We start from the raw sequence: 12,804 nt of genomic DNA, 5'->3' as shown, positions 1-12,804 counted from the left end.
GTTTACGCTGAAAATGTGGTGGATTTTTGTTTCTTATTTTATCGACTAATCCTTATAGAATTATTTTCTTAGAATAAGGAGTCTATAAGGTGGAGGAATCCGAATTTGCTGACACTTGTACTCTTGTTCTAGTAATCAACTCATGAAAGTTCAAGAATAGTACTGTGATGAAAAGAAAATGTGAATGAATGCATGTGGTGATAAATCGCTATAATTCTGAATAATCAATTCATAAAACGCTCTCAACGTTATTTAAATATAATGTTGGGAGTTATTTTTTTGTGGATTGAGGAATTCTTTCCAACATTGTTACCGTTTTGTGAATAACTTTCGTCTAAATTTCGAAAATCAGGTTACAGTTCGGTTAAATAGGGGTAACTTCTTAACAGAATTTGATAATATGATGCTACAACTGATAAATACGAGATAAAGGAAGGTGAACCCTTTGTTTGATAAATTCAAGCCATACTTGATTGTTTTAATCAGTCTGGTTTCATTATTTTTTATCATCATATTCAGTTCGGGAAGTGATATGATCATTCTCGATCCGAAAGGGCCCGTAGGGGCCGTACAGAAAGACCTGATCATGCTGTCGATTTATTATATGCTTGGCATTATGATCGTCGTTCTATCATTCTTTACATTTATTCTATTAAAATATCGAAGCAGCCGGAAAGGCGATTATAAGCCTGAGATGCATGGAAGCACGAAGCTTGAGATCATCTGGACGCTGATTCCTGTATTGATCGTCATCGCTTTGTCGATTCCGAATACAAAGGCTTTATATGAGCTGAGAGAAGCTCCGAAAGCGACTGCACATAAAGAACCGATTGTGATCCATGCGACGGCTGTCGACTGGAAATGGATCTTCAGTTATCCGGAAGAGGGGATCGAGACCGTGAACTATGTGAACGTCCCGGAAGATCACCCGATTTTGTTTAAGGTGACAGCTGCAGATTCCATGGCGTCATTCTGGGTGCCGCAAATCGGCGGACAGATTTATGGAATGCCTGGAATGGTGAATGATTTATACTTACAGGCTGATGAGCCTGGAACTTATGATGGACGTAATTCAAACTTTACGGGTGAGGGAATGACACACCAGAAGTTTGATTTTGTTGCGTTGGAAGAAGGCAAGTATGAGAAGTGGGTTAAAGATGTTCAGGCCAATGAGCCGAAGCTTACGGAAAAACAGTATGAACAGCTTATTTTACCGGGACATGTTGAAAAGATGACATTCTCCTCCACTCACTTGTCCATTGTCGATCACGGCAAGAATTCTGAATATGCATTTGCTATCCGTGATAAGTACGGCGTCACTGAAAAATCGCATGGTGCCGATGCGGATGCCGAATCCACTCACAGTGGGCACGGTGACCACGGAAGTGACCATGAGGACCATCAGGAACAAGAAAGTCATGATGGACATACAGAAGACAAAGAAAAACAAGAAGGACATGAGCATTAAGAAAGGAGGACCACTCTAGATGTTTGATTTTATCAAGGATAATTTAATCCTCAACGATCCGTTGATCCTTGGAGCCAATATTTCGATTGTATTCACTGTAATCGGGATTGTCGCTACACTGACTTATTTTAAAAAGTGGAAATGGCTTTGGAACGACTGGATCACGAGTGTTGATCATAAAAAGATAGGTATTATGTATATCATTGCCGCATTGATCATGCTCTTCCGCGGAGGGGTCGATGCACTACTGATGAGGGCCCAACTAACGGTGCCTAATAACGAGTTTTTATCATCACAGCACTATAACGAAATCTTTACGACTCATGGTACGATCATGATCCTGTTCATGGCGATGCCATTCTTACTTGGATTGATGAACGTTGTTGTACCTTTACAAATTGGTGCAAGGGATGTTGCATTCCCTTACTTGAATAACCTGAGTTTCTGGTCATTCATGTTCGGGGCTATTCTTTTCAATATGTCATTTGTATTCGGTGGTTCACCGGATGCGGGCTGGACGAACTACGCTCCGCTTGCGATCGAAGGAAGTCCTGGACCGGGTATCAACTACTACTTACTCGGATTGCAGATTTCAGGGATTGGTACATTATTAACAGGTATCAACTTTGTCGTGACCATCATCAAGATGCGTGCGCCGGGCATGACGCTTCTTCGCATGCCGATGTTCACGTGGACGACATTGATCACTGCATTCATCATTGTGTTTGCATTCCCAATCTTGACAGTGACACTTGCACTGATGACATTTGACCGTTTGTTCGGCACACATTTCTTCACGCTGACGGACGGCGGGAATCCGATGCTATGGTCGAACCTGTTCTGGTTATGGGGACATCCGGAAGTTTATATCGTTATTTTGCCGGCTTTCGGTATTTTCTCAGAAATCATTGCTACTTTTGCTAGAAAGACATTATTCGGTTATAAATCGATGATCATTTCACTTGCTGCCATTTCATTATTGAGCTTTGTCGTGTGGGTCCACCACTTCTTCACGATGGGCGGAAGTGCTGCAGTGAACAGTGTATTCTCGATTTCCACGATGGCGATCGCCATTCCGACCGGTATCAAGATCTTTAACTGGCTGGGAACCCTTTATAAGGGAAGGATTGAATTTACGACCTCGATGATGTGGTCGGTAGCATTCATTCCGACATTCTTGATTGGTGGAGTGACAGGGGTCATGCTCGGTATGGCTGCAGCTGACTTCCAGTATCACAACAACTACTTCTTGGTTGCTCACTTCCACTACACATTGATTGCCGGTGTCGTATTTGCCTGCTTCGCAGGACTTGTCTACTGGTATCCGAAGATGTTCGGCATCAAGATGAACGAACGAATCGGGAAATGGGCGTTCTGGTTCTTCTCGATCGGTTTCAACGTATGTTTCTTACCGCAATTCGTGTTAGGATTCGCCGGTATGCCGAGACGTGTCTACACGTACGGGCCTGAAGACGGCTGGACTGCTTTGAATGTGATCTCTTCTGTCGGTGCATTCGGTATGGGTGTCGGATTCATGATCATCGTGTACAACGTATACTACAGCTACCGTTATGCTAAGAGAGAGGTATCAGGCGATGCTTGGGATGGACGCACACTTGAGTGGGCGACAAGCTCAGCGATCCCTCCTCACTACAACTTTGCTCATGTACCTGAAGTAAAGAGTGTGGATGCATTCTATTACATGAAACAGGAATGGAAAGAATCCGGCAAGCCTGAAGATCCTGAGTATAAACCGATTCACATGCCGAACAATGCAGGGGTGCCGTTCATCATGTCCGGTCTCTTCTTTGTCGCTGGTTTCGGACTGGTGTTCGAGCTGTGGTGGATGGCGATAGCCGCCCTTGTAGGGATCTTTGGTACCATGGCACATCGTTCACTTACTTCACACACGTATGACAAAGGTTATTATGTAAGTGTGGATGAAATAGAAAAGACTGAAAATCGGTTCAAGAGGGAGGCGTGAGTATGGCACATAGTACAAATGTAGATCCAAACACGCCACTGGAATATCAATCGGAAATAGGGAAGCTGAATATCTTCGGTTTCTGGATTTTCCTCGGAGCGGAAATGGCGCTTTTCGCCACCATTTTCGCCACGTTCTTTGCCCTTGAAAGCGGAACGGTCGGCGGTCCGCTTCCTGGTGAAGTGTTTGATCTGAAGAATACGATCATCATGACGCTGCTATTGTTAATCAGTAGTTTCACGTCTGGATTATCGATAAATGAATTAAGAAGAAGAAATGTCAAAGGCATGATGATCTGGTTGATCATCACATTGCTCTTTGGTGCAGGATTCCTTTACATGGAGATAGCAGAATTCCTTCACCTCATTCATGAAGGGGCTGCGATGGGAACCAATGCATACTGGTCTTCATTCTACCTGTTGACTGGTACGCATGGACTCCACGTAACATTGGGTATCCTCTGGATCACACTGGTGATGTTCCAAGTGAAAAAGCGGGGACTGAACCCTGATACTGCAAAAAAATTATTTGTATCCAGCTTGTACTGGCACTTCCTTGATTTCGTATGGATCTTCGTGTTTACAAGCGTGTACTTGTTAGGGATGGTGGGATAATATGTCAAACAACACATCAAACCACAGCCGTATACCTTGGACTCAAATCATCGGATTCTTTTTGTCAGTAGGATTGACGTTCCTTGCTGTCTGGTGGGGACTTTACACTGACCTTGCCCGCGGAACCATCGTGGCCATCGTCTTTGTCCTTGCCTTCCTGCAAGCGGCAATCCAGTTGTTCATGTTCATGCACGTAACAGAAGGAGAAGGAAAATGGCAGGTCGGAAAAATGCTTTCTGCCAGCTTCATCGCCATCGTCATCGTAGCAGGAACCGTCTGGGTCATGAACAGCATGCACTAAAAAGCGGGACATGGGGACAGGTTTGTTGTCCCGATGGTCAAATATATGAAACATGAAAAAGGAAGCTTCTTAACACAGAAGCTTCCTTTTTCATTGCGGAACGAATGGAACGGCAATCAATAACGATGATAACAATCATAAAGGTCGGGCACACTAGTGTGCCTGACCTTCCGTATCCATTATTCAAGTATGAAAATCCCATCGGATACCGGACGTTCACCAGTAAGGTCTGAGGGCTGGTTGACCAGTTTGTCATCAACGACCATCGCTGATGAACCTCCACCATCAAGGTTCAAACCTTTAATGGCCCCAAGGGACTGAAGTATTTGGGCACTTTCAAGGAAACTGACTCCAATGCTCTCTTCAGGGTTGCGTCCTTCGACGGTGACAAGCAAAATATTACCATTTTCCTTGATCCCTGCAAACGATCTTGGATGACGATATTGTGCAAAATGATAGTAGAAATCATTGCTCCAAGCAAAGCCTTCTTCTTTTGCTTGAATATCAATCTTTCCTTCATCTAGTAGTTGAGGTGCCCCGCCGATGATATCTAAATTTGATGAGGTTTTCATCTGCTTCCCATCAGCCGTTATGTTTTGGGTGATCGTTAATGTTTCTCCTTTTGAAACATTGTGTTTCAGCCATTCTGCCCGGTCACCGGTTGCTGAGAGGACGATTCCGCTCTCTGGGATGTTATGGCCCCTCTGGGAGTAAGTTTCAACAACTTCTCCACTTGCATTCAGCACAACTTCGAAGCCTTCTCCCTTAGGAGTGGCATCTCCAAAATAAGCGTTATATTCGATAATTTCCTCTGAATCAGTACAGGTCACGTCATGCTTTGGCTGATTGGTTTCCGTGTCATCGATCCCGCCGCAGCTCCTTATCAATCCAGGCTTTCGGTTGATTCCGTCAATCACTGCCTTTTCTCCGTTTTTCGTTTTTACATGTGATGTAGTCGACGTTTCTGCAATCTTTGCTTCGTTCCCTGAAAGAAGAAGGCTTGTGCGCTCTCCAATCGCTTCGCTGACCAATTGGCCGTTGACAACTGATATCCCAGCCGGATCCCCGGGTACACCATCGGTTGGACCTACAACAAAGTAGCCGCCATTCATTCCTGCTAAAGCTTGATTCCGTTCAGCCATGGAGGAAACCGTTTCACGTCCGGTAATTTCATCATTTGCCAGGACGTTCGTCAGTTCACCTTCAAATGTTGACGGATCGATTTCAAGGACATCAATCTTCCATGGTCCTGTTGTTTTGGTGGTCCCGTCATATTCCGAAAAAGTGACCTTTGCTTTTTCATAACCACTTGTACTCAATTGATCAGCGTGTTCTTTTGCTCCATTCTCATTTTCAAACTCACCCGAACGAACCACATAACCAATTTCTTTTTCTTCTACATCTGTATATTTAGACTGTTTATTTTTCACTTCATGAAGCGTTGCATCGTACCCTTTTTCTTTCAGCTCACGTAACAGAGAGTTTGCTTGTCCCTTTGTTTCAAAGAATGATACATCCACCGTATAATAGGCTTTCTTTGAATAATAGCCTCTTGTAATGTCGGTATGGGTAACTCCTTTGGTTACTTGTTTAGTATTTCGTGATTCTGGCAAGTCGGACTCTCCTATTGAAAGGGTCTCTTGAGATGTGGTGGCCTGTACATCTTCCCCTGCTGGCAAAATTGAAAGTACAGTAGAGAGTGACAGGGCAGATACAATGGCCGTTTTTACAAATGGGCGGTACATGGCATAAAACCTCCAAACATATTTTTGATACACCACCATACTAGAGGGGATTTAATAATTGCAAGTTACAGGAGGATAAAGATTATATTAATTATGAGAAATCTGATGAGCATAATTACTTGAAATCTAATTATCACTGGAACCTTACATTGGCTTAATATAATTTCATAATTCTTTAAAACTTCTATGTTTTAATAGGTATTGCAAGTGATTAAACCCTAGGAGGTATAAAGATGAAGAAGAAATTAACGATCGGATTATCTATGGTACTGCTGGCTTCTTCAACAATGACAGCTATGGCCAGCTCAGATAACGGACACCAATATGGGAAAGAATCACATAAAAAAATACAAAATGTCCAATTCAGCTCTATGGACGCCCCCTCATCAATTGAAAACATGGTAAAAACGTATACGGAGTCTACTGTTAAAGTAACTTTTGAAGATGGTACTCAGAAAGAAATCCCTCTTTCATACGACCAGCTATACCTTACGAAAGACAAAATTGTCGAAAATAACAAGGAAATGATTCCGGCAGGAACACCGATCGATGTGAATGGCGACCCTATCATCGATAATAGTATTCCTGAAGACCCGTCATACTATATATCTGATGCCCCGGATTCTAATAGTTTAATAAAGAAGGGCAATAAAACATATATGATTTCCCACTTCGAGTATGACTCTCAAAATAATGCAGGAGAAGAAGTTTCCGGTCTCCCGGCTTCGATGACACTCACAGAAGTGAAGCGTGATAAGAAAACTGGAAAGCTTTCAATCGTAAAAAATGCTAAGAAAATCGACTTTGCCAATGTGAATGGTCTTTGGATCCCTTGTAATGGATCTACGACTGACTGGGGAACACATATGGGGTCTGAAGAGTATGAACCTGATGCACGTGCATTCGAAAACAAAGACAGTGATGCGTATAAAGAAGTTCGCAACTACGCTGAACACTACTTCCATGATGCGTCAAAAGCGAATCCTTATTTCTATGGGTGGATTCCTGAAATCTCGATCACCAAGCAGGGTGAAGCATCAGTTGAAAAACATTATAGTACTGGACGTTTCTCTCATGAAATGATGAAGGTGCTTCCAGATAATAAAACGGCACTGTTTGGTGATGACGGTGGAAATACGATGTCGTTCATGTATGTAGCCGATAAAGCGGAAGACTTCTCTTCTGGTACTCTATATGCTGCAAAATTCGAGCAGACCGGTACTGAAAAAGGCGGTTCCGGTGACTTGAAATGGATCAAACTTGGACATGCATCAGATCAAGAGGTTTTAGATATCATCAACAGTGGTGTGAAATTCAGTGATATCTTTGAAACAGCAGAAGAACCAACTGAAGGATTTACGGCTGTGAAGACAAACGCAAGCGATGAAGTCGAGTACCTTAAAGTGAAACCGGGCATGGAAAAAGCAGCTGCATTCCTGGAATCAAGACGCTACGGAGCGATCAAAGGAGCGACATCCGAGTTTAATAAAATGGAAGGAATTGCAGTGAACAAAGAAGATAAGAAAGCATATATGGCCATTTCTTATCAGGAGGGCAGCATGGAAAAAGAAGAGAATGCCGTACAGGACGATATTCAGCTTCCGAAGCTGGAGTCCGGGGTAACCTATGAGCTTAATCTTCAAGGAAACCAGGCAGATGCTTCCGGCAGTCAGATTGCGAGTGAATATGTACCTTCCAGCATGCAAGGATTCATCATCGGGAAGGACCTGGAGACTCCTGACGCTTTAGGAAATACAGCGGACCCAGACCAAGTGGCCAATCCGGATAACCTTAGTTATTCAGAGGACCTGAATACACTGTTCATCGGTGAGGACAGCGGCATGCATACGAATAACTTTGTATGGGCCTATAATTTGGACGATGAAAAGCTTTCTCGTATTCTATCAGTTCCAGTCGGTGCAGAAGCAACTGGATTAAGTGCAGCGAACAATGTTGGAGATTCTCAATACGTTCTAAGTAACTACCAGCATCCGGGAGCTGATCTCGATGAAAAAGAGATCACTGCAGTAGACAAAGGGGAATTGGAAAAAGCGATGAAGGAAACAATCGGAATCATGGAAACAGGCGGAGTCGGCTACATTTCAGGCATTCCTGCATTAGATGACGATGAAGATGAAAAAGAAAAAGAAGAAGAATAAAATCATATATTAGGCAGACTCAGGAGATAGGGCGCTTTTAATAGTGTCCTATCTTGTTTTTATATATTGTCTGATATAAAACGAGGAGCGGCGAAATTTTGTTTACAAAAGGTGTTGACTTTGGAATAAAATTACAATAACATAATGATTGATTAATCAATCATTTTTTAAAAGGGAGAGATATCACATGTCTGCTTCACTTTCACTCGAAGAAAAAAAGAAACGGAAAAGAGCGGTGATCCTTCAGGCAGCTGTTAAACTGTTCAGCGAGAATGGATTTGCAGAGACGCCGATCGCTGCGGTGGCAAAGGAAGCCGGGGTCAGCTTCGGGTCCGTTTTTACGTATTTTGAAACAAAGGAAGTCCTGTTTCAGGCTGCCGTCCTGGAGCCCCTCGAAGAGATAAAGCCTTATTTTTATGAAATAGAAGAACGCTACAGTGGAAATCCAATGGAGATGATAAAACAAATGATCCATTGCCAGGCTGATATATTTTCAAGGAGCAAGGATTATCTGCGTCTGATCCAGCAGGTGCTTGCTAGACCTGAGAGGTATCCGATGCTTTTTCAAGAGCTTGATGATTTTGTCAACGTATTCATCGATAAAATCTATCCAGTAATTGCAGAAGGGCAGGAGATGGGGCTCTTCTACAAGGATGCACCGCCTTTGATCGCCCAGTCGTATTTATCCCTGATCAACGGGATGCGGTTGACATTTGTCGATGACTATACAAACTTGGTATGGAGCGATATGAAAATACAGGCACTTCGGCTGTTTGGACCGGTATCGAACGCAAGGGAGGAAATGCAATGAAACTGAGGGACATCCATCCCAACATCAAATTACGGCTTGGCATGCAGTTCCTGGGGGGACTTGTGTCCATGGCCGTCATTCCGTTCCTGGCCATTTATTTTTCACAAAAAATCGGGGCAGCCGTCACAGGCGTCATTCTCATTTTGATTGTCATCAGCGGAGTGATCGGGGGATTTATCGGCGGGCACATCTCAGATAGGATCGGACGCAGAAAGATCATGATTTACTCTGAGGCAGGTGTGTTGATTACATATCTGTGCATTGCTTTTTGCAACTCTCCCTGGTTCGACCTTCCGTATGTATCGGCTGCTTTTTTTCTGCTCAACATGTTTGCGGGCGGGATGTTTCAGCCGGCTGCCCAGGCGATGATCATCGACGTGACGGATTCAGAATCGAGAAAGCTCGTGTTCACGATCAGCTACTGGCTGGGGAATCTTGCAACGGCACTCGGGGGTATCATCGGCGCCTTCTTGTTTAAGAGTTATTTGTTCGAGCTGTTTATTGGGATATCGGTCATCTCCCTTTTATCAGTTGTCATCACCATCTTCTTCATCTCAGAAACCTACACGCCAATTTCGAAGGCAACTTCAACAGCACCACCCAAATCTTCACCTTTAGAACTCTTCCACAGTTATTCAGCCGTGCTGAAAGACAAACTTTTCATGTATTACATCATAGGGGCTGTGTTCATTTTTACTTTGGAACAGTCATTGACCTACTATATCGGGATCCGCCTGGAAAGGGATATACCCGAGCAAGGCGCTTCCCTCTTAGGCTTTGACTTCACGATCGACGGCACAAAGGTACTTGGATTTCTCAAAACAGAAAATACAGTTCTGGTCGTCCTTTTGTCCGCTGTTGTCTTATTCCTTTTCAAAAAATGGAAGGATAAATGGAATCTCGTGACGGGAATGTTCATCTTTTCAATCAGTTTCAGTGCGCTTGCATTCACCAGCAACATTTGGTTTCTCTTCATCCTCATATTCGTCGGCACGATTGGCGAGCTTATGTATGTTCCTGTCAAACAGGCGATGATCGGAGACCTTGCACCATCCAATGCCCGCAGCACATATATGGCGTTTTACAGCCTGACGTTTTACGGGGCGATGATCATCGCATCGCTTCTGATCATCGTAGGTGAATGGATCAGTCCCCTGATGATGGGAGGCATCCTGCTGGCTCTTGGACTTACGGGTACTTTCCTTTACTATTTGATCACCAGATCCTTGGCGTCCATCGTAACCGATGCAAAAGAAATAAAAGAAGTGAAAGCCTCCATTCCTTCGTAAATCAGCGACACCGGGACAGGTTCCGTGTCCCGGCATTAAATTGAAATGGGACGCGGGGCTGAATCCCCGCGTCCCACACTGCTTTAGTGAGGCATGTTGCCAGGCTGCTGAGGGACCGTTGTGTAGCTTTGAAGCATCGCCGTCATATCCTGGTTGTTCAGCTGCGGTACCTGGTAGTAGCCGTGCTTGTTCTGGTACAAGAAAATTTCGTAGCTCATCTCGATGAAGTTCGGAACGCTGTCCGCTACAACACGGCGCAGGACCGGATTGGTCATCTCAAGGGCAGTCATCGCAAGCAGGGAAGCGAGTGATTTCGTTTGCCCGAGCATGTAAGCTGACAGTCCTTTGTCGGACAAGTCGTTGACTGATTGATTAGGTTTCTTTGGTTGTCCCGGTTTGATTCCATATACAGTGTCATTGTTTTGCGTCATTTTATATTGCTGGGTCGGTACTTGGGGATCGCGGCCCGTGGAGAAGCTTCCGACGATCGTATTGTACATGGTCGTCACAAAGGCAGTCTGGCGTTTGACGATATCTTTCAGCTCGGGATCCTGGATATGCTGATCATACATTTGATACTGATCGAGCATGCTGATGATCCCTGCAATGATCTCATGGGCGTCAAATAATTCGTGGCCGCCATGGTTTGTATTCATTTGATTCATTCCCTGCTGGGGATTGTTTTGAGTTTGGTTTTGCTGGTTATTTTGTTGATTGAACATGATGTTTCCCTCCTTAGTCGTTGACATCGGTGTTAGATTTCCCTTAAGGGAGGGAATCATGTATGGAAAATCGTCTTTAGTCATGATAAAAATCAGTCAATATGATTCGTTATTAATACATGCCAGCCTGTCCGAATATAATAGGGAGAAGTAACGCAGAGGTGGTTATGATGAATGAGCGTATTCTTTAGTTATATTGCATTGGGATTATCGCTTTCAGCGCCGATGGGCCCGATCAATGCACTGCAATTGGACAAGGGAATCCGGTTCGGTTTCTGGCATGCATGGCTTGTAGGAGTAGGAGGCATGGCGGCAGATGCCGTTTTTATGCTGCTCATCTATTTCGGGCTAGCCCAGTTTGCGGACACGCCTATCGTTCAATTGTTTTTATGGCTGTTCGGCTTTTTTGTGCTCGTCTATACAGGAATAGAAAGTGTGGTAAAGGCTGGCGCTCCGGCTAAGCAGCATCAACACAGAGGAAGGGAAACGAAAGGGAAGGCGTTTCGTACCGGTTTTTTAATGGCCATTTCAAATCCCCTGAGTATTTTGTTCTGGCTTGGGATTTACGGGTCAATCCTGGCTGAAACCTCCAGTAAATATCAAGGCGGGCAAATATTGATATACAGCATGGGAATCTTCCTGGGAATCACACTTTGGGATTTCGCGATGGCGTCTGTCGCAGCAGGAACCAGGAGATGGTTCAATCAAAACATCATTCGGTGGATCTCGATCATCTCCGGCATCGTCCTGATCGGATTCGGGATATATTTTGGTGTGAAGGCTGCCGGGATCATACTCGGAGCATAGACAGACACCCAACCGAACACCTCCTAATAGGATAGTGTGTAGTCTTTTAGGAGGGATTTGCCCGATGTTACTGTCAAAAAACTGGATCGATCAACACTTCGATGAACTTACCCCCTGGCAGCAGGAAGCCTATACCCAATTTTCAGACATGATGTGTGATGAACAGCATCCGTATCCATGTGTACCGGGGAAACAGGGGTTTCAAAAAGATATGCTTCGCTTTGGCTTTGCGGATGACCCAAGAACACCGGATTCCATTGAACAGCTCGCCTCGCTTCTCAAGGATTATGGAGATATCTCGAGGGATACTGGGAATTATGCTTCACTGGTAGTCTTCTTTCATTCAGAGGATTTGAGAGAGGCAGAAATTGATAGCTTTCAGGATTTGTTCTGGGAAGTATTGAGCCGGGTCCATGAGCTGGATGAAACCCCTTGGCCCGATGATATATCAAAAGATCCCCATCACCATACGTGGGAATTCTGCTTTGGCGGAGAGCCTTACTTTGCGTTCTGTGCAACGCCTGCGCATGCATTAAGAAAAAGCAGGCACTTTCCTAATTTCCTCATCGCCTTTCAGCCCCGCTGGGTGTTCGATGAAATCAACTCTTCGACTGCCTTTGGTCAAAAACTGAAAAAAGTGATTCGGAAACGCCTCGTGGAATACGATGAAATCGATGCGCATCCGAGCCTTAAATGGTATGGTCAGGAAGATAATCTTGAATGGCAGCAGTACTTCCTCAGTGATGACGATTCGTCTCTTTCGAAGTGTCCATTCATGAATAGTCAAAAGAGGATTAAGAGTTGAAGCGCTGGCTTTGGCTCTTTTTTTGTATGTTTTTTTCTATAATCCTGGATCCATCCTCTCCATACACGCTTAGTATTCACAGCGCAGGTCGAATGTTTT

At 44.3% G+C, this 12,804-nt stretch carries 11 protein-coding genes; 9 read left to right on the top strand and 2 right to left on the bottom strand.

The features are described from left to right. Positions 1–445: 445 nt before the first annotated feature. Genes qoxA through qoxD form a run of 4 tightly spaced genes read left to right on the top strand, consistent with a single transcriptional unit; the run spans position 446 to position 4,367 of the window. Positions 446–1,468, top strand: a complete 1,023-nt coding sequence (gene qoxA / locus ACUXV2_RS16590) for a cytochrome aa3 quinol oxidase subunit II (RefSeq protein ID WP_446244255.1) — start codon at positions 446–448, stop codon at positions 1,466–1,468. Between the two features lie 19 nt (positions 1,469–1,487). Continuing rightward, positions 1,488–3,452, top strand: a complete 1,965-nt coding sequence (gene qoxB / locus ACUXV2_RS16585) for a cytochrome aa3 quinol oxidase subunit I (protein WP_446244254.1) — start codon at positions 1,488–1,490, stop codon at positions 3,450–3,452. Positions 3,453–3,454: 2 nt separating this feature from the next. After that, positions 3,455–4,066 (top strand): cytochrome aa3 quinol oxidase subunit III, encoded by a 612-nt coding sequence (qoxC, locus tag ACUXV2_RS16580; protein ID WP_446244253.1) that lies wholly within the window; start codon positions 3,455–3,457, stop codon positions 4,064–4,066. A 1-nt stretch (position 4,067) separates the two neighbouring features. Further along, on the top strand, positions 4,068–4,367 hold the full coding sequence (qoxD, locus tag ACUXV2_RS16575) for a cytochrome aa3 quinol oxidase subunit IV (RefSeq protein WP_446244252.1): 300 nt from the start codon (positions 4,068–4,070) through the stop codon (positions 4,365–4,367). Between the two features lie 179 nt (positions 4,368–4,546). Here the strand turns inward: qoxD and ACUXV2_RS16570 are convergent, their stop codons facing one another. After that, positions 4,547–6,112: a phosphodiester glycosidase family protein gene (locus tag ACUXV2_RS16570; protein ID WP_446244251.1), complete on the bottom strand. Its 1,566-nt coding sequence runs from the start codon at positions 6,110–6,112 to the stop codon at positions 4,547–4,549. A gap of 233 nt (positions 6,113–6,345) precedes the next feature. Here ACUXV2_RS16570 and ACUXV2_RS16565 point away from each other — a divergent pair, with 233 nt between their 5' ends. The 3 genes from ACUXV2_RS16565 (at position 6,346) to ACUXV2_RS16555 (ending at position 10,371) form a co-directional block, all read left to right on the top strand. Then, positions 6,346–8,271 (top strand): PhoX family protein, encoded by a 1,926-nt coding sequence (locus tag ACUXV2_RS16565; protein WP_446244250.1) that lies wholly within the window; start codon positions 6,346–6,348, stop codon positions 8,269–8,271. A gap of 187 nt (positions 8,272–8,458) precedes the next feature. Continuing rightward, entirely contained in the window at positions 8,459–9,082 is a 624-nt protein-coding gene (locus ACUXV2_RS16560) for a TetR/AcrR family transcriptional regulator (RefSeq protein WP_446244249.1), read from the top strand. After that, on the top strand, positions 9,079–10,371 hold the full coding sequence (locus ACUXV2_RS16555; protein WP_446244248.1) for an MFS transporter: 1,293 nt from the start codon (positions 9,079–9,081) through the stop codon (positions 10,369–10,371). The genes ACUXV2_RS16560 and ACUXV2_RS16555 overlap by 4 nt, the downstream gene beginning before the upstream one ends. Before the next feature lie 83 nt (positions 10,372–10,454). On the opposite strand, the gene ACUXV2_RS16550 is transcribed toward ACUXV2_RS16555, so the two are convergent. After that, the gene (locus tag ACUXV2_RS16550; RefSeq protein ID WP_446244247.1) at positions 10,455–11,093 is read right to left on the bottom strand and encodes a spore coat protein; all 639 of its coding nucleotides are present in this window, start codon (positions 11,091–11,093) and stop codon (positions 10,455–10,457) included. Between the two features lie 174 nt (positions 11,094–11,267). Here ACUXV2_RS16550 and ACUXV2_RS16545 point away from each other — a divergent pair, with 174 nt between their 5' ends. Together ACUXV2_RS16545 and ACUXV2_RS16540 are read left to right on the top strand one after the other, a co-directional pair. Then, the gene (locus ACUXV2_RS16545; RefSeq protein WP_446244246.1) at positions 11,268–11,900 is read left to right on the top strand and encodes a LysE family transporter; all 633 of its coding nucleotides are present in this window, start codon (positions 11,268–11,270) and stop codon (positions 11,898–11,900) included. 64 nt (positions 11,901–11,964) lie between these two features. Then, positions 11,965–12,705 (top strand): YqcI/YcgG family protein, encoded by a 741-nt coding sequence (locus tag ACUXV2_RS16540; protein ID WP_446244245.1) that lies wholly within the window; start codon positions 11,965–11,967, stop codon positions 12,703–12,705. The last annotated feature ends 99 nt before the right edge of the window (positions 12,706–12,804 follow it).

It is taken from the genome of Rossellomorea sp. NS-SX7, from assembly GCF_052828565.1.
Note: the sequence above shows the minus strand (reverse complement) of the source record. Positions and strands in the feature narration are given on the sequence as shown.